The organism is Streptomyces sp. NPDC006193 (assembly GCF_040613915.1).
GTDB lineage: Bacteria > Actinomycetota > Actinomycetes > Streptomycetales > Streptomycetaceae > Streptomyces.
Genome location: NZ_JBEXTB010000020.1, coordinates 33786 through 54628, shown reverse-complemented (window position 1 = coordinate 54628; position 20843 = coordinate 33786). Strand labels below are relative to the sequence as shown.

General features: G+C 75.1%; 15 protein-coding genes. 10 read left to right on the top strand and 5 right to left on the bottom strand.

Going from position 1 to position 20843, the window contains the following annotated elements; all coding sequences use genetic code 11:
* Window positions 1-20 precede the first annotated feature (20 nt).
* Both ABZ261_RS19195 and ABZ261_RS19190 read left to right on the top strand, forming a co-directional pair.
* Complete coding sequence (locus ABZ261_RS19195; RefSeq protein ID WP_356860612.1) at window positions 21-1397, top strand: NtaA/DmoA family FMN-dependent monooxygenase; 1377 nt, start codon at window positions 21-23, stop codon at window positions 1395-1397.
* A gap of 168 nt (window positions 1398-1565) precedes the next feature.
* Window positions 1566-2387, top strand: coding sequence for an SDR family oxidoreductase (locus ABZ261_RS19190; RefSeq protein WP_356860610.1), 822 nt, complete (start codon window positions 1566-1568; stop codon window positions 2385-2387).
* Between the two features lie 110 nt (window positions 2388-2497).
* Here ABZ261_RS19190 and ABZ261_RS19185 read toward each other — a convergent pair whose 3' ends face one another.
* The 5 genes from ABZ261_RS19185 to ABZ261_RS19165 all read right to left on the bottom strand — a co-directional run bounded on the left by ABZ261_RS19185 (window position 2498) and on the right by ABZ261_RS19165 (window position 10220).
* Complete coding sequence (locus tag ABZ261_RS19185; RefSeq protein WP_356860729.1) at window positions 2498-3277, bottom strand: N-formylglutamate amidohydrolase; 780 nt, start codon at window positions 3275-3277, stop codon at window positions 2498-2500.
* Between the two features lie 257 nt (window positions 3278-3534).
* Complete coding sequence (locus ABZ261_RS19180) at window positions 3535-5754, bottom strand: NADP-dependent isocitrate dehydrogenase (protein WP_356860608.1); 2220 nt, start codon at window positions 5752-5754, stop codon at window positions 3535-3537.
* 394 nt (window positions 5755-6148) lie between these two features.
* On the bottom strand, window positions 6149-7240 hold the full coding sequence (locus ABZ261_RS19175; RefSeq protein ID WP_356860606.1) for a mechanosensitive ion channel family protein: 1092 nt from the start codon (window positions 7238-7240) through the stop codon (window positions 6149-6151).
* Window positions 7241-7425: 185 nt separating this feature from the next.
* Window positions 7426-8964 (bottom strand): amino acid permease, encoded by a 1539-nt coding sequence (locus tag ABZ261_RS19170; RefSeq protein ID WP_356860604.1) that lies wholly within the window; start codon window positions 8962-8964, stop codon window positions 7426-7428.
* 269 nt (window positions 8965-9233) lie between these two features.
* Window positions 9234-10220 (bottom strand): hypothetical protein, encoded by a 987-nt coding sequence (locus ABZ261_RS19165; protein ID WP_356860602.1) that lies wholly within the window; start codon window positions 10218-10220, stop codon window positions 9234-9236.
* A 264-nt stretch (window positions 10221-10484) separates the two neighbouring features.
* Between ABZ261_RS19165 and ABZ261_RS19160 the strand changes: the two genes are divergently transcribed.
* The 8 genes from ABZ261_RS19160 (at window position 10485) to ABZ261_RS19125 (ending at window position 20837) form a co-directional block, all read left to right on the top strand.
* On the top strand, window positions 10485-11915 hold the full coding sequence (locus ABZ261_RS19160; protein WP_356860600.1) for an FGGY family carbohydrate kinase: 1431 nt from the start codon (window positions 10485-10487) through the stop codon (window positions 11913-11915).
* Complete coding sequence (locus ABZ261_RS19155) at window positions 11912-13339, top strand: NAD(P)/FAD-dependent oxidoreductase (RefSeq protein ID WP_356860598.1); 1428 nt, start codon at window positions 11912-11914, stop codon at window positions 13337-13339. Before ABZ261_RS19160 ends, ABZ261_RS19155 begins: the two co-directional genes overlap by 4 nt.
* A complete protein-coding gene (locus ABZ261_RS19150; protein ID WP_356860596.1) occupies window positions 13336-14568 on the top strand; it encodes an FAD-dependent oxidoreductase in 1233 nt (410 codons plus the stop codon). The genes ABZ261_RS19155 and ABZ261_RS19150 overlap by 4 nt, the downstream gene beginning before the upstream one ends.
* 100 nt (window positions 14569-14668) lie before the next feature.
* Complete coding sequence (locus ABZ261_RS19145; protein ID WP_356860727.1) at window positions 14669-16546, top strand: ABC transporter ATP-binding protein; 1878 nt, start codon at window positions 14669-14671, stop codon at window positions 16544-16546.
* Between the two features lie 82 nt (window positions 16547-16628).
* Window positions 16629-17036 carry a hypothetical protein gene (locus tag ABZ261_RS19140; protein ID WP_356860594.1) on the top strand — a complete coding sequence of 136 codons (408 nt, stop codon included), beginning with the start codon at window positions 16629-16631 and terminating at the stop codon, window positions 17034-17036.
* A 63-nt stretch (window positions 17037-17099) separates the two neighbouring features.
* Window positions 17100-17639 (top strand): 2Fe-2S iron-sulfur cluster-binding protein, encoded by a 540-nt coding sequence (locus ABZ261_RS19135; protein WP_356860592.1) that lies wholly within the window; start codon window positions 17100-17102, stop codon window positions 17637-17639.
* Window positions 17636-18631 carry a xanthine dehydrogenase family protein subunit M gene (locus ABZ261_RS19130; RefSeq protein ID WP_356860590.1) on the top strand — a complete coding sequence of 332 codons (996 nt, stop codon included), beginning with the start codon at window positions 17636-17638 and terminating at the stop codon, window positions 18629-18631. The genes ABZ261_RS19135 and ABZ261_RS19130 overlap by 4 nt, the downstream gene beginning before the upstream one ends.
* Before the next feature lie 19 nt (window positions 18632-18650).
* A complete protein-coding gene (locus ABZ261_RS19125; RefSeq protein ID WP_356860588.1) occupies window positions 18651-20837 on the top strand; it encodes a xanthine dehydrogenase family protein molybdopterin-binding subunit in 2187 nt (728 codons plus the stop codon).
* Window positions 20838-20843 lie beyond the last annotated feature (6 nt).

The following is a 20843-nucleotide window of genomic DNA, read 5'->3' as shown; positions in this document are numbered from 1 at the left end:
GGAGAGGACGACCGTACGCCATGAGCAAGCCGCTGAAGCAGATCCACCTCGCCGCGCACTTCCCCGGGGTCAACAACACCACCGTGTGGAGCGATCCGGCCGCCGGCAGCCACATCGAGTTCAGCTCCTTCGCGCACTTCGCGCGGACCGCCGAACGCGCCAAGTTCGACTTCCTGTTCCTGGCCGAAGGACTCCGGCTGCGCGAGCAGCACGGCCGGATCTACGACCTGGACGTCGTCGGCCGCCCCGACACCTTCACCGTGCTGGCGGCGCTGGCCGCCGTCACCGACCGGCTCGGCCTGACCGGCACCATCAACTCCACGTTCAACGAGCCCTACGAGGTGGCCCGGCAGTTCGCCAGCCTCGACCACCTCTCCGACGGCCGGTCCGCGTGGAACGTCGTCACCTCCTGGGACGCGTTCACCGGGGAGAACTTCCGCCGCGGCGGCTTCCTGCCGCAGGAGGAGCGCTACTCCCGCGCCAGGGAGTTCCTCGCCACCGCGAACGAGCTCTTCGACTCCTGGCGGGGCGACGAGATCCTCGCCGACCAGGCCACCGGCGCCTTCCTCCGGGACGCCCGGGCCGGGGCGTTCGTGCACCAGGGGCGGCACTTCGACATCCACGGCCGGTTCAACGTGCCGCGCTCCCCGCAGGGCCGCCCGGTCGTCTTCCAGGCGGGCGACTCCGACGAGGGCCGCGAGTTCGCGGCCGCCGCCGCGGACGCCATCTTCAGCCGGCACTCCACCCTCAAGGAGGGCCGGGCCTTCTACACCGACGTCAAGTCCCGCCTCGCCGCGTACGGCCGCCGCCCCGACCAGCTGCTCATCCTGCCCGCGGCGACGTTCGTCCTCGGCGACACCGACCAGGAGGCCGCCGAACTGGCCCGCGAGGTCCGCCGCCAGCAGGTCAGCGGCGCGACCGCCCTCAGACACCTGGAGTTCGTCTGGAACCGCGACCTGTCGGCCTACGACCCGGACGGCCCCCTGCCGGACGTCGACCCGGTGGTCGGCGAGGAGCACGTCTCCCGGGGCCGGGCCCAGGTCCGCATGTACCGCGACCCGGTCGCCGTCGCCCGTGAATGGCGGCAGCTCGCCGAGGTCAACAAGTGGTCCATCCGCGACCTGGTCATCAACACCGGCAACCGGCAGACCTTCGTGGGCTCCCCGGCCACCGTCGCCCGGACCATCGACGACTTCGTGCAGGCGGACGCCGCCGACGGCTTCATCCTGGTCCCGCACATCACGCCCGGCGGACTCGACCCCTTCGCCGACAAGGTGGTCCCGCTGCTGCAGGAACGGGGCGTGTTCCGCGCCGACTACGAGGGCACGACCCTGCGCGACCACCTGGGCCTCGCCCACCCCGACGCGGCCGCCACGGCGCGCCGCGCCGCGTCCTGAGGGACCCTCGACGCCCGTGGCCGCACCGGTGCGGCCACGGGCGTCGCCCGCCGCACGGCTGTGCGACGGCTGCCGGCAGGTTGTCCGAGAAGTGATCATCCCCGGCGCCGGCCGTTGCATAAGATCGAGTACCGACAGTGATGCCGCATGTGCGGGAGGTTGACGAACATGACGGAGCAGCGAGTCGTCATCGTGACGGGCGGGGGAACGGGCATCGGCGCCGCCTGCGTCCGGCTGTTGCGGAAGGCCGGGGACCAGGTCGTCGTCTCCGGGCGGCGGCCCGAGCCCTTGCGGCGCATCGCGGAGGAGACCGGAGCCGTCGCCCACCCCTCCGACGTCGGCGACCCCGATGCCGCCGTGAGCCTGGTCGACGCGGCGCTGACCGCCTACGGCCGGCTCGACGGGATCGTCCTGAACGCGGGCATCGGCCGCAGCGGCGCCGTCGGGGACCTGTCGCTGGAGGACTGGGACGACGTGATGCGCACGAACGTCACCGGCCCCTTCCTGCTTCTGCGCGCGGCGATCCCCCACCTGCTGCGGACGCGCGGAGCGGTCGTCGCCGTCGCCTCGGTGGCCGCCCTGCGCAACGGCGCGGGCAATGCCGCCTACGCGACGTCCAAGGCCGCGATGCTGCACCTCACCCGCTCCCTGGCCGTCGACTACGGACGCCAGGGGCTGCGCGCCAACGTCGTCTGCCCCAGCTGGGTCCGCAGCGAGATGGCCGACGGGCGCATGGCCCGTTTCGCCGAGGAGGCGGGTCTGGGCGACGGCGGCGCGGAGGCCGCGTACGACGAGGCGACCCGGCCGCTGCCCCTGGGCCGCCCGGGAGATCCGCACGAAGTCGCGGAGGCGGTCAGCTGGCTGCTCTCACCGGCCGCCTCGTACGTCAACGGCGCGGTTCTGACCATCGACGGCGGGGCGACGGCGCTCGACGTCGGAACGCTCGCCTTCGACTACCGCATCGAGCCCCGGAGCGCCGGACAGCAGTGAGCTCGGCGCCCCTGCGCGTCGCAGCGGCCGGCTGGACAGCGCCGATCCGGTACGGGCCCGATCCGGTACGGGCCCGGCCCGGCTCCGGCGGCCGGCCGCGCACGCCGCGGCTAGAGGGCGTCGACGAGCGCGGCCAGCGCGGCGGCGAGCCGGCCGAGTCCCGGTCCGGCGGGCCCGCCCGGCTCGGTCATGTAGGTGTCCCGCCGGATCTCCACCATCAGGGCGTGGACGCGGGCGTCCTCGCCGTGGAACTCCAGCGGCACGTACGTCCCGGCGAACGGGCTGTCCAGCTCCGTCCCCCCGCATCCGGCGAACGCCGTGCGCGCGGCCCCGACCAGCTCCGGCGGGGTGTGGAAGGCGTCCGTGCCCAGGCACACCGGAGGGCGCGGGCCGGTCGCGTGCAGCTCGTAGGGGAGCGGCTCGGCGGGATAGGAGTGCACGTCGATGACGACGGCGCGCCCGGTCGCGGCCAGCCGTCCGGCCACCGCCCGCGCCATGGCCTCGGCGTACGGCCGGAAGTAGCGCGCGAGCAGCGGCTCCGGGTCGGCGCCAGCGGGCCGCAGCTCGCCCAGGTGCGTGGTCCGCGTGTACACGGCGCCCATTCCGACGGCGAGCATCTCCTCCCGCTCGTCCGGGAACCGCTCGGGGTCCACGACCAGCCGCGACAGCCGGTTCACGAACCGCCAGGGCGTGAGGCCGGCCAGCGCCGCGGCCCGCTCGGCGAGCTCCGCGGTGTGCGCGTCCGTGATGTGGTCCAGCTCCCGTTCCAGGGCCGCGTCGCCGAGCACGATCCCGGCGCGTACGTCCGGCGGGACGGCCCGCGCGGAGTGCGGCACGTGCAGCAGCACGGGCGAGCCGGCGGCTCCGGGGAGGAGTTCGAACGGGGGCATGGTCACGGGCTGCTCCGGGGCGTCGTCGGGGGCGTCGGAGGGGCGTCGTCGGAGGGGCGGGCCTCGGCCGGCGGGACGCACGCTGAAGGTGTCACACCGCCGCCGGCGCGGGCCCGGCGGGGGCCTTCCGGCCGGCCGTCACCGGCCGCGCAGGGCCGCCGGCCCGTCCGGCACGCAGCCCGGAACAAGGCGCCCGCCCCGGCCGGTGGTCCGGCCGGGGCGGGCGGGTGCCGCGGAGGCGGCGGGCGGCGCGGGCGTCAGCTCAGGGACGCCAGCACCTCGTTCCAGGTGGCCGACGGGCGCATGACCGCGTCCGCCTTGGCCTTGTCCACCTGGTAGTAGCCGCCGATGTCGGCCGGGGAGCCCTGCACGGCGTTCAGCTCGTCCACGATCTTCCGCTCGTTGGCGGCGAGCTGCTCGGCGAGCGGCGCGAACGCCTTCGCGAGGTCGGCGTCGTCGGTCTGCCGCGCCAGCTCCTGCGCCCAGTACAGGGACAGGTAGAAGTGGCTGCCGCGGTTGTCGATGCCGCCGACGCGCCGGGTCGGGGACTTGTCCTCGTTGAGGAAGGTCGCCGTGGCGCGGTCCAGGGTGTCGGCGAGGACCTTGGCGCGGGTGTTGCCGGTGGCCGCCGCGTACTGCTCGAAGGACGGCACGAGGGCGAAGAACTCGCCGAGGGAGTCCCAGCGCAGGTAGTTCTCCTTGACCAGCTGCTGGACGTGCTTGGGCGCGGAGCCGCCGGCGCCCGTCTCGAACAGGCCGCCGCCCGCCATCAGCGGGACGACCGACAGCATCTTGGCGCTGGTGCCCAGCTCCAGGATCGGGAACAGGTCGGTCAGGTAGTCGCGCAGCACGTTGCCGGTGACCGAGATGGTGTTCTCGCCGCGGCGGATGCGCTCCACCGACAGCTTGGTGGCCTCGACGGGGGAGAGGATCCGGATGTCCAGGCCCTCGGTGTCGTGCTCCGGCAGGTACTCCTTGACCTTGGCGATCAGGTTGGCGTCGTGGGCGCGGCCCTCGTCCAGCCAGAACACGGCCGGGTCGCCGGTGGCGCGGGCGCGGGTGACGGCCAGCTTGACCCAGTCGCGGATCGGGGCGTCCTTGGTCTGGCAGGCGCGGAAGATGTCGCCCTCGGCGACCGGCTGCTCGATCACGACGTTGCCGGCCTGGTCGACCAGGCGGACCGTGCCCGCGGCCGGGATCTCGAAGGTCTTGTCGTGGGAGCCGTACTCCTCGGCCTTCTGCGCCATCAGGCCGACGTTGGGGACGGAGCCCATGGTCGACGGGTCGTAGGCGCCGTTGGCCCGGCAGTCCTCGATCACGGCCTGGTAGACGCCGGCGTAGGAGGAGTCGGGGATGACGGCGAGGGCGTCGTGCTCCTGGCCGTCCGGGCCCCACATGTGGCCGGAGGTGCGGATCATCGCCGGCATGGAGGCGTCGATGATGACGTCCGACGGCACGTGCAGGTTGGTGATGCCCTTGTCGGAGTCGACCATGGCGAGGTCCGGGCCCTCGGCGAGCTCGGCCTCGAAGGAGGCCTTGATCTCGGCGCCCTCGGGCAGGGCGTCCAGGCCCTTGAGGATGCCGCCGAGGCCGTCGTTCGGGGAGAGGCCGGCCGCCTTGAGCGTCTCGCCGTACTTCGCGAACGTCTTCGGGAAGAACGCGCGCACCACGTGGCCGAAGATGATCGGGTCGGAGACCTTCATCATCGTGGCCTTCAGGTGCACGGAGAACAGGACGCCCTCCTGCTTGGCGCGGGCGACCTGCGCGGCGAGGAATCGGTTCAGCTCGGCGACGCGCATCACCGACGCGTCGAGGACCTCGCCCCGCGTGACCGGCACGGACTCCTTCAGGACGGTGGTGGCGCCGTCCTCGCCGACCAGCTCGATGCGCAGCGTGCCGTCCTCGGCGACGACGACGGACTTCTCGGTGGAGCGGAAGTCGTTCTCGCCCATGGTCGCCACGTTGGTGCGGGACTCGGGGGTCCAGGCGCCCATGCGGTGCGGGTGGGTCTTGGCGTAGTTCTTCACCGAGGCCGGGGCCCGGCGGTCGGAGTTGCCCTCGCGCAGCACCGGGTTGACGGCGGAGCCCTTGACCTTGTCGTAACGGGCGCGGATCTCCCGCTCCTCGTCGGTCTTCGGGTCGTCCGGGTAGTCCGGCAGCGCGTAGCCCTTGCCCTGCAGCTCGGCGATGGCGGCCTTCAGCTGCGGGATGGACGCCGAGATGTTCGGCAGCTTGATGATGTTGGCCGCGGGGGTCTTGGCCAGCTCGCCGAGCTCGGTCAGCGCGTCCGGGATGCGCTGGTCCTCGTCCAGGTACTCCGGGAAGACGGCGATGATGCGCCCGGCCAGCGAGATGTCGCGGGTCTCCACGGGCACACCGGCCTGCGAGGCGTACGCCTGGATCACCGGCAGGAACGAATGCGTCGCCAGGGCCGGGGCCTCGTCTGTGTAGGTGTAGATGATGGTCGAGTCAGTCACCGGGTGCTCCGCTCCACGTCTGCAACATTGCTCGACATCAAGATATCTCGTGGTGTCCCCAGGCTCGACAGGGGTCCGTGACCGGGCGTCTTTCCGGACAGCGGCGAACGGCCCGCGACCCGGGAGCTTCCGGGACGCACCGGGCCGGATCCCGCCGCGCCGCCGCGCCGCCGCGCGAGTCGGCGTGGCGGGCACGGGCAGGCCGGCGCGGCGCTGCCGCCGCGGCCCCGGCGGGCGGGGTCCGGCGGGCGCGCGACCGCCCCGCACGGCCGGCGCCGGCCGAGCCGTACGAGGGCGGCCCGGCGGGCGCCGTACCGCGGGCGTCCGGGGTCCGCGGTACGGCGCGGCCGCCGCCCGGGCACGCGTCGGCGGTGCTCCTGCCGTGGACGGCGTTCTAGTCGCCCCGCGAGGACCCCGGGGTCGCGTCCTCGGCGCTGCGCTGCTGCGGGATGACCACCGCGCCCTGCTGGAGGGCGACCGTGCGGGCGGGGGCCGGGATGCGGATGCCCTCCTCGCGGTAGCGGCGGTGCAGGCGCTTGATGAACTCGTGCTTGACCCGGTACTGGTCGCTGAACTCGCCCACGCCGAGGATGACCGTGAAGCCGATCCGGGAGTCGCCGAAGGTGTGGAAGCGGATGGCCGCTTCGTGCTCCGGCACGGCCCCGGTGACCTCCGTCATCACCTCCGTGACCACCTCCGCGGTCACCCGCTCCACGTGCTCCAGGTCGGAGTCGTAGCCGACTCCGACCTGCACCAGGACGGTCAGCTCCTGCTCGGGGCGGGTGAAGTTGGTCATGTTCGCCTTGGCGAGCTCCCCGTTGGGGATGACCACGAGGTTGTTGGAGAGCTGGCGGACCGTCGTCTGGCGCCAGTTGATGTCGACGACGTAGCCCTCCTCGCCGCTGCTCAGCCGGATGTAGTCACCCGGCTGGACGGTCTTGGAGGCGAGGATGTGGATGCCCGCGAAGAGGTTGGCGAGCGTGTCCTGCAGCGCCAGGGCCACGGCCAGACCGCCCACGCCCAGGGCGGTGAGCAGGGGCGCTATGGAGATGCCGAGGGTCTGCAGGACGATCAGGAAGCCGATCGCCAGGACCAGCACGCGGGTGATGTTGACGAAGATCGTCGCCGAGCCCGCCACGCCCGAGCGGGACTGGGTGACCGAACGGACCAGCCCGGCGATCACCCGGGCCGCCGAGAACGTCACCACGATGATCAGCCAGACCTGCAGCACCTGGTTCACGTGGTGCTGGACGGACCGCGTGAGCGGCAGCACCGCCGCTGCCGCCGCCGCGCCGCCCGCGATCGCCGCCCACGGCACGACCGAGCGCAGCGCGTCCACGATCACGTCGTCGCCGCTCCAGCGGGTCCGCTTGGCGTGCTTGGCGAGCCAGCGCAGCAGGGTGCGGGACATGAAGGCGAGCAGCAGCCCCGCCCCCAGGGCGATGCCGGCGACGACGAGGTCGTCCAGGGTCAGCGCGCGGTTCACCGGTCACCTCCGGGGCACGAGGCCGCTGCGGAGCGCCGGTCGAGGATTGTCGTCACGTTGTCACCTGCTCGAAGTCCGGGAAGTGCGACCGCGCCGGCCCCCGAACTCCGGTGACCGGCGCGCTCGTTCATCCTGCCGTATCTGGCACACCGGTTCGCACCGGGACCGCCGCCCCGCCGGACGGCTCAGACGATGCCCTCGGCCAGATCGGCCTGGTCGCGGTCGCTGCCGTAGGCGGCGGTGGTGGGCGTGCCGTAGGAGCGGCGGGCGACGTACCACCAGACGGTGGCCAGGACCAGGACCACGGCGAGGGCCACGGAGGCGTAGTTCATGGTGTCCACCGTGACCGGGGACGCCTGCGGCAGGCAGAACAGGACCGTGACGCACGCCACCCACACGACCGCTATCCAGCCGACCGGCTTGCTCCAGCGGCCCAGGTTCCACGGACCGGGCCGGAACCGGTCGCCGGCGCGCAGCCGCAGGAGGACCGGGATAGCGTAGGCGGGGGTGATGCCGATGACGTTGATGGCGGTCACCGCGTTGTACGCGGTCGCCGAGTACAGCGAGGGCAGCGCGAGGACGCCGGCCACGGCGACGGACAGCCACACTGCGGGGACCGGGGTCTGGGTGCGGTCGCTCACCTTGCGCCACAGGTGGGAACCGGGCAGCGCGCCGTCCCGGCTGAACGCGAACACCATCCGGCTGGCCGCGGCGACCTCGGCGTTCCCGCAGAACAGCTGGGCGACGATCACGACGAGGAGCAGCGCGCTCGCCCCGTCGGCGCCGAGGCCGTCGAGCAGGATCTGCGCGGGCGGCACGCCGGTGGCGGTGGTGCGGGTGGCGTCGTAGTCCTGGATGGCGAACGTGAGCCCGGCCAGCAGCACGAAGCCGGCGAGCCAGGACACCCAGATGGCGCGGACGATGCCGCGGGACGCGGCCACCGAGGCGTGCGAGGTCTCCTCGGACAGGTGGGCGGAGGCGTCGTACCCGGAGAAGGTGTACTGCGCGAGCAGCAGGCCGATCGCGGCGACGTACAGCGGGTTGTCCCAGCCGGTCTCGTTGACGGACTTCGTGAAGACGAAGGACGGCGACCGGTGGTGGTCGGGGACGATCGCCAGCGCCCCGACGATCAGGGCGACGCCGGCCAGGTGCCACCACACGCTGACCGAGTTGAGCAGGCTGACCAGACGCACGCCGAACAGGTTCAGCACCGCGTGCAGCAGCAGGATGGCGCAGAAGATGAGCATGGTCCTGCCGGGCGTCGGCTCGAACCCCCACTGGAGGTTGGCGAACGCGCCGGTGAACAGCGCGGCGCCGTAGTCGATGCCGGCGATCGCGCCGAGCAGACCGAGCAGGTTCAGCCAGCCGGTGTACCAGCCCCAGCGCCGTCCGCCGAGCCGGTCGGCCATGTAGTACAGGGCGCCGGAGGTCGGGTAGGCGCTGGTGACCTCGGCGAGCGCCAGCCCGACGCACAGCACGAACAGGCCGACGCCGGCCCAGCCCCACAGCATCACGGCGGGGCCGCCGGTGTTCAGGCCGAACCCGTACAGGGTCATGCAGCCGGACAGGATCGAGATCACCGAGAAGCTGATGGCGAAGTTGCCGAAGCCGCCCATGCGGCGGGCCAGCACCGGCCGGTAGCCGAGTTCGCGCAGGCGCTGCTCCTCGTCCTGCGGCGGCCGGGCGGGGGAGGGGGCGGACGACGGATCGGGGGTGGGGGACACGCGGGGACCTCCGGGATCAACGGGCCTCGAACAGGGGCGTACAGGACGTGAGCGGGTCGTGCGGGGCGGTACGGGGGCCGGGATCGGTGAAGTGTCGTGAGAAGGGGCGTCGTTCAGACACGGAAGCGGTGAAGTGCCAGGTGACACCGGTACGTCGGGCGGCGCAAGGGGTGAACCGCCGGCCGGTGCCGGACCGTCGGGCGGCGCGCCCGGCGAACGGGTCCCGTCCGCCGTTGCGCGGACCCGAGGGGCCGGTCCGCGCGGCGGCGTCAGGGGCCCGAGCCGCCCCCGGCGGCCCGGCAGCGGTCCCGGGCCTGGAGGAAGACCTCCACGGCACGGTCCCGGTCCGGGATGCGGTACATCCAGGGCGGAGGCGTGAAGTACGGGCCGATCGCCTCGAACACCCGGGCCGCCTCACGGAACTGCAGCGAGCCCCACAGCGCGTGGGCCAGGTGGTTGAGGTCCGGCAGCGACCGTTCGGCGCGGTCCGTGTGCTCGAACCAGGAGTGCAGGGCGCGCCGCGCCTCACGGGCCGCCTCCTCCGCCACCCAGTGCAGGTCCAGTGCCGCGTCGTGCCCGCTGTCCCGGCGGTAGCGCTCGACCCTGACGTACAGCGGCAGCAGGTGCAGCGCGGAGCCGGGCGGCGCCTGGCCGGCGGCCCACTGCGCGTACCCGGCGGCCTCCGCGAGCCGGCCCGAACCGCCGCGCACGTACAGGAACTGCAGCATCCGGTGGTGGGCCTCACGGTTGTACGGGTCCCGCCTGCCGGCCTCGGCCAGCAGCCCCCAGGGGCCCGGCGGCAGCATCGGCTCGGGCGCCGCGGCCCGGTGCTCCTCCCAGCGCTGCTGCGGATCGAGCTGGGCCAGCGCCAGCAGGCACACCCAGGGCACGGGGTCCTGCGGGGCGGCGGTGGTGGCGGACTGCGCGGCGTCCCACGCCTCGATCCACAACTCATGGGTACGGCGGTGCTGTTCGCGCCGGGCCCGCAGCGCGCGCTCCACACCGATCCGGGCGCGCATCACGGTGGCGTGGACGCTGTCCGGTTCCTCGGCGAGCCAGGCCCGCACCACGTCGGTGCCGGCCGCGGCCGCCGCGAGGATCTGGGTGCGCTGGGTCCACTGCCACCACTGCGTGGTGTCCGCGAGCAGGGTGCGCATGGCCATCCAGCGGCCGGTGCGCAGGTCCTGGAGGGCGGCGCGCAGCGCGTCGTCCGGGCCGGCGGGGTCGTAGGAGGGGCGGGCTCCGTCTCTGGCCATCAGCCGTCGGCCCCGGGCCACTGGCGCACGGGCGGGGCGGCGGGGTGACGTGGCAACAGCCCTCCCCTGGGCGTTGATGGAGATGTCTCGGGTGGTCGGCGGTCACTATAGAGGTGCCCGATCCGCCGTACATCATTGCCAACTCAACTTTTCGATGCGTCAGTTGACCGGGCGGCGTGACCGGCGCCGGAAAACCTTGACGCGGGACCCGGTGCGACGGCAGGCTGGCGCGGTGATCTTCGGGCCGGCAGCGGAGGACGGACGATGAGGGGGCCGGTGCTCGCCGTCGACCAGGGCACGTCCGGCACCAAGGCGCTCGTCGTCTGCCCGGAGCGCGGCGTCCTCGGCGCCGCCGCCGCCGAGGTGCGCCCCCGTCACCTGCCCGGCGGCCGGGTCGAGGTGGACCCGGACGACCTGTACGCCTCGGTCGTCGACGCCGGCCGCCGTGCGCTCGCCGAGGCAGGCGAGGACGTCGTCGCGCTCGGCCTCGCCAACCAGGGGGAGACCGTCCTCGCCTGGGATCCGGCCACCGGCCGCCCGCTCACCGACGCCCTGGTGTGGCAGGACCGCCGCGCCGAGACCGTCTGCGCCGGACTCGCCCCGCACGCCGAGGAGTTGCGGCAGCTCACCGGCCTGCCCCTCGACCCGTACTTCGCCGCGCCCAAGATGGCCTGGATCCGCCGGCACCTCACCCGCGAGGGCGTCGTCACCACCTCCGACGCCTGGCTGGTCCACCGTCTCACCGGCGCCTTCGTCACCGACGCCGCCACCGCGGGCCGCACCCAGCTGCTGGACCTGGACGGCGTCGCCTGGTCCCCGCGCGCCCTCGACCTGTACGGACTGGCCGGCGAACGCCTCCCCGAGGTGACCGACGCCGCCGGGCCGGTCGGCGTCACCAGGGCCTTCGGCCCCGAGATCCCCCTCACCGGCCTGATCGTCGACCAGCAGGCCGCGCTGCTCGCCCAGCGGGTCACCGCACCCGGCGCCGCCAAGTGCACCTACGGCACCGGCGCCTTCCTGCTCGCCCACACCGGCGACCGCCCCCGGCGCGGCGGCTCCGGCCTGGCCGCCTGCGTGGCCTGGCGGCTCGCCGGGCGCACCGCCTACTGCCTGGACGGCCAGGTCTACACGGCCGCCTCCGCGGTGCGCTGGCTCAGCGACCTCGGTGTCATCTCCTCCGCCGCCGACCTCGATCCCGTCGGCGGCGCCGTCCCCGACAGCGGCGGGGTCACCTTCGTCCCCGCCCTCGCCGGGCTCGCCGCCCCCTGGTGGCGCGGCGACCTGCGCGGCTCCCTCACCGGACTCGGTCTCGACACCACCCCCGGCCACCTCGTGCGCGCCCTGTGCGAGGGCCTGGCCGCCCAGGTCGCCGAACTCGCCGACGCCGCCGCCGCCGACCTCGGCGCCCCGCTGCACACGCTCCGCGCCGACGGCGGCCTGACCCGCTCCGCACTCCTCATGCAGACCCAGGCCGACCTGCTGCAACGCCCTGTCGAGGTGTCCGCGCTGCCCGACGCCACCGCGCTCGGCGCCGCCGTCCTCGCCCGCCTCGGCGCGGACCCCGCGCTCGCCGTCGAGGACGCCCTGCCCGACCGGAGGCCCGCCGCCGTGTACGAGCCCCGCATCCCGGCCGACGAGGCCGCCGAACGCCGCGCCGGCTTCCGCACCGCCGTAGCGGCCCTGCTCGGCCCGTGACCGTCACCACGGACGGGCCGCTGCCCGCGACGGTGTACGACGTGGCGATCGTCGGCGCCGGCGTCGTCGGCTGCGCCATCGCCCGCGAACTCGCCCGCCGGCCCCGCCTGCGCGTCGCCCTCCTCGAGGCCCAGGACGACGTCGGCCAGGGCACCTCCAAGGCCAACACCGCGATCCTGCACACCGGTTTCGACGCCACCCCCGGCACGCTGGAGGCCCGCCTGGTCCGCGAGGGGTACGAGCGGCTCGGCGCCTACGCGGCCGCGAGCGGCATCGCCGTCGAGCGGGTCGGCGCGCTGCTGGTCGCCTGGGACGAGGAGCAGCTCGCCGCACTGCCCCGGCTGGCGAAGAAGGCGGCGCGCAACGGATGCCCCGGCACCGTCCTGCTGGGCCCCGAGGCGCTGTACGCACGCGAGCCGCACCTCGGTCCCGGCGCGCTCGGCGCTCTGCACGTCCCCGGCGAGAGCATCATCTGCCCCTGGAGCACCACCCTCGCCTACGCCACCCAGGCGGTGCGCGCCGGCGCCGACCTGCACCTCAACACCGCCGTGCACGGCGTGACACGCGGGGACGGGCACCGGCTGGCCACCAGCCGGGGCGCCCTGCACGCCCGCCACCTGGTCAACGCGGCCGGACTGCACGCCGACACCCTCGACCGCGCCCTCGGCCACGAGGACTTCACCGTCACCCCCCGCCGCGGCCAGCTGCTGGTGTACGACAAGCTCGCCCGGCCCCTCGTCCGGCACATCCTCCTGCCCGTGCCGACCGCCCTCGGCAAGGGCGTCCTGGTCGCCCCCACCGTCTACGGCAACGTCCTGCTCGGTCCCACCGCCGAGGACCTGGACGACAAACGGGCCACCGGCTCCACCGCCGACGGGCTCGCCGCGCTGCGGGACAAGGGCCGGCGCATCCTGCCCGCCCTGCTCGACGAGGAGGTCACCGCCGTCTACGCCGGGCTGCGCGCCGCCACCGAGCACGAGGACTACCGCATCACGGCCCACCCCGAGCAGGCGTACGTCACCGTCGGCGGCATCCGCTCCACCGGCCTGACCGCGTCCCTGGCCATCGCCGCCCACGTCGCCGGCCTGCTCGCCGGCACGGGCCTCGACCTCGGCCCGGTCCGCGAACCGGAGCCGGTGACCATGCCCAACCTCGGCGAGGGCTTCCCGCGCCCCTACCAGCGGCCCGAACTCATCGCCGCCGATCCCGCGTACGGCGCCCTCGTCTGCCACTGCGAGCGCGTCTCGCGCGGCGAGATCCGCGACGCCCTCGCAGGTCCGCTCCCGCCCCGCACCCTGGACGGCCTGCGCCGCCGCACCCGCGCCCGGGCGGGCCGCTGCCAGGGCTTCTACTGCGGGGCGGCGGTACGGGAGCTGTTCGAACGGGGGCCGTCCGCAGGCACCGGAGAAGGGAGCGGCACATGACGACACCCCGCCGCGTCGACGTCCTCGTCGTCGGCGCCGGTCCCGCCGGACTCGCCGCCGCCGCGCGGCTGGCCGCCGCCGGCGCCGGGCGGGTCGAGGTCCTGGAGCGGGAGGCGCAGCCCGGCGGAGTGCCCCGGCACTGCGCGCACGGCGGCTTCGGCACCTGGACGCGGCCGCTGACCGGCCCCGGCTACGCCCGGCTGCTCACGGACGCCGCCGAACGGGCCGGCGCCGGCCTCCGCACCGGCGTGACGGCACTGGACTGGGCGACGGCGGGACCGGTGCTGGACGCCGTCGGCCCGGGCGGGCCGGAGACCGTCGAGGCCCGCGCGGTCGTCCTCGCCACCGGCGCCCGCGAACGCCCGCGCACCGCCCGGCTGGTGCCCGGCACGCGCCCCGCCGGCGTCTACACCACCGGCGAACTCCAGCAGGCGGTGCACCTGTTCGGGCAGCGCATCGGCGCCCGCGCGGTCGTGGCCGGCGCCGAGGACGTCTCCTACGCGGCGGCCGGCGCCCTCCGCGCCGCCGGCACCGAGGTCGTCGCCCTGGTCACGGAACACCCGCGCGCCCGCACCGGCCGCGTCCGCGCCCAGGCGTCCCGGCTGCTGCACGGCGTGCCGCTGCTGACCGGCACCACGGTCACCGAACTCCTCGGCCACGGACGGCTGTCCGGCGTCCGCGTCCGGCACCGCGACGGCCGTACCGCCGTACTGCCCTGCGACACGATCGTGTTCACCGGCGACTTCGTCCCCGACCACGAACTCGCCCGGCGCGGCGGCCTCGCCCTGGACCCCGGCACCCGCGGCCCCGCCGTGCCCGCCTCCCTGCACACCTCGCGGCCCGGCGTCTTCGCCGCCGGGAACCTCCTGCACGCCGTGGAGCCCGCCGGCACCGCCGCGCGCGAGGGCGCCCGGGCGGCCGGCGCCGTCCTGGAGCACCTGGCGGGCGCGCCCTGGCCGGAGCCGGGCGTGCCGGTCACCGTGGAGGCGCCGCTGCGCTGGATCGCCCCGAACCGCGTCACCCCCACGGCCCCGCCCGCCCGCCACATCCTGCGCACCGGCGCCCCGCTGACCCGCCCGGTCCTCCACGTCCACCAGGACGGCCGCCTGCTGCACCGCCAGCGGCTCGCCGCCGGCACCGTCCCGCCCCACCGCACCCTCGTCCTCACCGGACGCTGGCACGAGCGCGTCGACCCCGGGGGCGGAGAGCTACGGGTGAGCACCGGCTGACCGGACCCCGCGCCCCCGCGGCCGGCCGGGGGGCGCGGGGGTGGCGGACCGCGGCCATTGACCTCGACGAAGCTTGAGGTTCTACGGTCTTCCCATGAGCATGGAGACCACCGCATGGACCCAGCTGCACAGCGTGATGAACGCGCAGTCCGAGCGCCGCCCCCTCGCCCGCGCCACGCTGCGCCGCATCGCCGCGTTCGCCCGCCCGCACCGCTCCGGCATCGCCCGGTTCGTGCTGCTCGGGGTGGTGACGGCACTGCTCGCCGTGGCGACCCCGGTGCTGGCCGGCCGGGTCGTCGACGCGATCGTGGCGGGGCACGACTCCGGCACGGTGGTCCGGCTCGCCCTGCTGATCGCGCTGGTCGCCCTCGTGGAGGCGGGGCTCGGCATCCTCGGGCGCCGCCTGTCGGCGACGCTCGGCGAGGGACTCATCCTCGACCTCAGAACCGCTGTGTTCGACCACGTGCAGCGCATGCCCGTCGCGTTCTTCACCCGTACGCGGACGGGCGCGCTGGTCAGCCGTCTGAACAACGACGTGATCGGCGCCCAGCGGGCCTTCGCCAGCACCCTCTCCGGCGTCGTCAGCAACCTGGTCACCCTGCTGCTCACGCTCGCGGTGATGCTCACCCTGTCCTGGCAGATCACCCTGCTGGCGCTGGTGCTGCTGCCGGTGTTCGTGCTGCCCGCCCGGCGCATGGGCAGCCGGATGGCCCGCATGCAGCGGGAGGCGGCGGAGCTGAACGCGGCCATGGGCACCCGGATGACCGAGCGCTTCTCCGCCCCCGGCGCCACCCTGGTCAAGCTGTTCGGCCGCCCGGAGGAGGAGTCGGCGGAGTTCGCCGCCCGCGCCCGCCGGGTCCGGGACATCGGCGTGCGCACGGCCACCGCCCAGTCGGTCTTCATCACCTCCCTCACCCTGGTCTCCGCCCTCGCCCTGGCCCTCGTCTACGGCCTCGGCGGCTGGTTCGCGCTGCGCGGCACCCTGGAGCCCGGCGCGGTGGTCTCCCTCGCCCTGCTGCTGACCCGGCTGTACGCCCCGCTGACCGCGCTCGCCGGGGCCCGGGTCGAGGTGATGAGCGCGCTCGTCAGCTTCGAGCGGGTCTTCGAGGTGCTGGACCTCGAGCCGCTCATCGAGGAGCGGCCCGACGCCCGCGAGGTCCCCGAGGGCCCGGTCGCCGTCGAGTTCGAGGACGTCCGCTTCTCCTATCCGTCGGCGGACCAGGTCTCGCTCGCCTCCCTGGAGGAGGTCGCCGCACTGGACACCCGCGGCGGCTCCGAGGTCCTGCACGGCGTCTCCTTCCGCGCCGAGCCCGGGCAGACCGTCGCCCTCGTCGGCTCCTCCGGCGCCGGGAAGTCGACCATCGCCCAGCTCCTGCCGCGGCTGTACGACGTCGACGCGGGCGCCGTCCGCATCGGCGGGGTGGACGTACGCGACCTGACCGCGGCGTCCCTGCGGGCCACCCTCGGCATGGTCACCCAGGACGGTCACCTCTTCCACGACACCGTCCGCGCCAACCTCGCCCTCGCCCGCCCGGACGCCACGGACGACGAGCTGTGGGACGCCCTGCGCCGCGCCCGCCTCGCCGACGTCGTACGGTCCCTGCCCGACGGCCTGGACACGGTCGTCGGCGAGCGCGGCTACCGGCTCTCCGGCGGCGAACGCCAGCGCATGACCATCGCCCGGCTGCTGCTGGCCCGCCAGCGCGTGGTCGTCCTGGACGAGGCCACCGCCCACCTGGACAACACCTCCGAGGCGGCCGTGCAGGAGGCCCTCACCGAAGCCCTGGAGGGCCGCACCGCCGTGGTGATCGCCCACCGCCTGTCCACCGTGCGGACCGCCGACCAGATCCTCGTCGTGGAGTCCGGGCGGATCGTGGAACGGGGTACGCACGAGGAGCTGCTGGCGGCCGACGGGCGCTACGCCGAGCTGTACCGTACGCAGTTCGCCCAGCGGGACGACGAGGTGCCGACCGCCTGAACGGGCCGGGCCTCCTGCGCCGGTGCCCCCGTGACCCGGCCGGCGTGAGCGGCACCGGACGGGGAGACCGGGACCGGGCCGGGTGCGCCCGGCGCACGCACAGGCCCGGCCGGCCGGCGCCACCCCGCCCGCCCGGGCCGGCGCCGGCCGCCCCACGCTCACCTCGCAGGGCACCACCGGCGGACAGCGCGTCGTCGACGGCGTGGTCCACGAGAGGCCCTCGGGCCGGCAGCTCGGCACGTCCGCCGTGCCGGTGGACCTGTGGCTGGACGCACGGGGCCGGGTGCGGCAGGAGAGCGTGCGGCTCGCCCTGCACCCGCCGAAGCACCGGACGCCGGGCCGGGAGGACACCGCGGTGACGAGCACCACCGTGCTGCGCTTCTCGGACTCCGGGAGTGCCGTCCGGGTGAGCGCACCGCCCGCCGCGGACACCGCGGACGTCACCGGCAGGATGACCCGGTCGGGTGCGACGGCCGGCTGGGACGTGTGAGCCCCCCTTGCCTGGATACGCGGTCTGCACGGCAGCACCGCCCGTAGGAAGGTCACCCCTGCCATGACCAGCCCGCACCAGCCCGGCCACCGCTCCGAGGTCACCCTCCGGGTCAACGGCCAACCCCGCACCGTGCTCGTCGACCACCGGCGCGTCCTGCTCGACCTGCTGCGCGAGGACCTGGAACTCACCGGCTCCAAGAAGGGCTGCGACCACGGGCAGTGCGGGGCCTGCACCGTGCTGGTCGACGGACGCCGCGTCAACAGCTGCCTGCTGCTCGCCGTCGCCCTCGACGGCAGCGAGGTCACCACCGTCGAGGGCCTCGGCGGCGCCGGAGAGGACCCGCACCCGCTGCAGCGGGCCTTCCTGGACCGCGACGCCTTCCAGTGCGGGTACTGCACCCCGGGGCAGCTCTGCTCCGCCGTGGGCATGCTCGCCGAGGCCGCCGCCGGCCACCCCTCCCACGTCACCGACCCGGCGGCCCCCTCCGGCCGGCCCGTGCCGCTGGACCGGACGGAGATCCGCGAGCGGATGAGCGGCAACCTGTGCCGCTGCGGCGCCTACCCCCGCATCGTCGAGGCGATCGAGGACGTGATCGAGTGAACGGCTTCGCCTACCTCAGGCCCGGCAGCGTCGAGGAGGCCGCCGAGGCGTACGCCGCCCACCCCGGCGCCCGCTACCTCGCCGGCGGAACCAACCTGGTCGACCTGATGAAACTCGGTGTGGAGCAGCCCACCGCGGTCATCGACGTCGGGCGGCTGCCGCTGGACGCCGTCGAGGAACTGCCCGACGGCTCCCTGCGGGTCGGCGCCACCGTCCGCAACAGCGACCTCGCCGCCGACCCCCGTGTCCGCGACCGCTACCCGGCGCTGTCCCAGGCGCTCCTCGCGGGCGCCTCCGCACAGCTGCGCAACGCCGCCACCACCGGCGGCAACCTGCTCCAGCGCACCCGCTGCCCGTACTTCCAGGACCTGGACAAGCCCTGCAACAAGCGGGAGCCGGGCAGCGGCTGCGGCGCCCGCGAGGGCGTCCACCGCGACCACGCGGTGCTCGGCCACTCCGCCCGGTGCATCGCCACCCACCCCTCCGACATGGCGGTGGCCCTGGCCGCCCTCGACGCCGAGGTCGAGCTGTACGGCGCCGACGGCGCCCGGCGCCTGCCGGTGGCCGACTTCCACCGGCTGCCCGGCGAGCACCCCGAGCGGGACACCTGGATCCGCCCCGGCGAACTGATCACCGGCGTGCGGCTCCCGGCCGCCACGGCCGGCGTCCCGTCCGCCTACCGCAAGGCGCGGGACCGGGCGTCGTACGCCTTCGCCCTCGCCTCGGTGGCCGTGGTGCTGCGGGTCGCGGACGGCATCGTGGACCAGGTGGGGGTCGCCTTCGGCGGGCTCGCCCACCGGCCCTGGCGGGCCCGGCACACCGAACTGGCCCTGCTGGGCGCGCCCGCCACCCCGGCCGCCTTCGAAGGAGCCGTGGCGCTCGAACTCGCGCACGCCGAACCGCTGCGGGACAACGCCTACAAGGTGCCCCTCGCCCGCAACCTCGCCCTGGACGTCCTGAACCGTCTCGCCCCGGAGACCGCAGCGGCCTGAGCCGTCACAGGAGGACCCCATGACAGGCACGCCAGGCACGACCGGCACGACCGGCACGCCAGGCACGACCGGCACGCCGGGCACGACCGGGGCGACCGGCAGGCCGGGCACGGCCGGCACCGCCCTGGGCGCCCCCGCCGAGCGCCGGGAGGGGCGTCAGAAGGTCACCGGCGCCGCCCGCTACGCCGCCGAGTACGCCCTGCCCGGCCGCGCCCACGCCTGGCCCGTGCCGGCCGCGGTCGCGCGGGGCCGGGTCACCGGCGTCGACACCTCCGCCGCCCTCGCCCTGCCCGGCGTCCTCGCCGTCCTCACCCCCGGCGACGCACCCCGCGTCGCCGAACCCGAGGACGCCACGCTCGCCGTGCTCCAGGGCCCGGACGTGCCGCACCGGGGCTGGTGCGTGGCCCTGGCCGTCGCCGAGACCCCGGAGGCCGCCCGCGCCGCCGCCCGGGCCGTCCGGGTCGCCTACGACACCGCGCCGCACGACGTCGACCTCGCCCCGGGCAGCCCGCACGGCTACGAGCCGGAGGAGGTCAGCAGCGGACCCGCCCGCGTCGAGCACGGCGACCCGCGCACCGCCTTCGCCGGGGCCGGCGTGCGCGTGGACGCCACCTACCGGGTGCCGCCGCTGCACAACCACCCCCTGGAGCCGCACACCAGCACCGCCCACTGGGAGGGGGACCGGCTCACCGTGTACACCTCCACCCAGGGCGGCACGGCCGTGCGGTCCGTGCTCGCCCGGCTCTTCGAACTGCCCGAGGAGCACATCACCGTCGTCGCCGAGCACGTCGGCGGCGGCTTCGGCGCCAAGGGCACCCCACGCCCCGACGTCGTCCTCGCCGCACTGGCCGCACGGCACACCGGCCGGCCCGTCACCCTCGCCTACGCCCGCCGGCACCTGCCCACCGCCACCGGCCACCGCGCGCCCACCGTGCAGCGGCTGCGGCTCGGCGCGGACCCGGACGGCCGGCTCACCGCCCTGCTGCACGAGGTGACCACCCACACCTCCCGCGTCAAGGAGTTCGTGGAGCAGGCCGCGGTCGTCTCCCGCGTCATGTACGCCACCCCGAACCTGCGCAGCTCCCACCACGTGGTGCCGCTCGACGTGCCCAGCCCGTCCTGGATGCGCGCCCCCGGCGAGGCGCCCGGCATGTACGCCCTGGAGTCCGCCCTGGACGAACTCGCCGACGCGCTCGGCACGGACCCGGTGGAGCTGCGCGTGGGCAACGAACCGGACCGGGAGCCGGGCAGCGGCAAGCCGTTCAGCAGCCGGCACCTCGTGCAGTGCCTGCGCGAAGGGGCCCGCCGCTTCGGCTGGGCCGGCCGCGACCCGCGCCCCGGCGTGCGCCGCGAGGGCCCCCTGCTCCTCGGCACCGGCGTGGCCGCCGCGACCTACCCCGTGCAGGTCGCCCCGTCCGCCGCCGCCGTCCAGGCGCTGCCCGACGGCGCCTTCACCGTCCGGGTCAACGCGGCCGACATCGGCACCGGCGCCCGCACCGTCCTCGCCCAGGTCGCCGCCGACGCCCTCGGCGTCCCCCTGGAGCGCGTGCGCACCGAGGTCGGCCGCAGCGACCTGCCGCCCGCCCCGCTCGCCGGGGGCTCCTCCGGCACCGCCTCCTGGGGGTGGGCCGTCCACGAAGCGTGCACCGAGCTGGCGGCCCGGCTCGCCGCCCACCGCGGCCCGCTGCCCGCCGACGGCCTCACGGTCCACGCCGACACCACCGGGAAGGCCGACGCCGAGAGCCCCTACGCGCGGCACGCGTTCGGCGCCCACTTCGCCGAGGTCGCCGTCGACACCGTCACCGGCGAGGTGCGGGTCCGCCGGCTGCTCGGCGTCTTCGCCGCCGGACGCATCCTCAACGCCCGCACCGCGCGCTCCCAGTTCACCGGGGCCATGGTGATGGGCCTCGGCATGGCGCTCACCGAGGGCAGCACCCTGGACCCCGCGTTCGGCGACTTCCCCGAGACCGACCTCGCCTCCTACCACGTGCCCGTCCACGCCGACGTCCCCGACATCGAGGCCGACTGGATCGACGAGGACGACCCCCACCTCAACCCCCCGGGCGGCAAGGGCATCGGCGAGATCGGCATCGTCGGCACCGCCGCCGCCGTCGGCAACGCCGTCCACCACGCCACCGGCATCCGCTTCCGCACCCTGCCCCTCACCCCCGACCGGATCCTCACCGCCCTGCTGTCCGAGGGGTGACGGCGA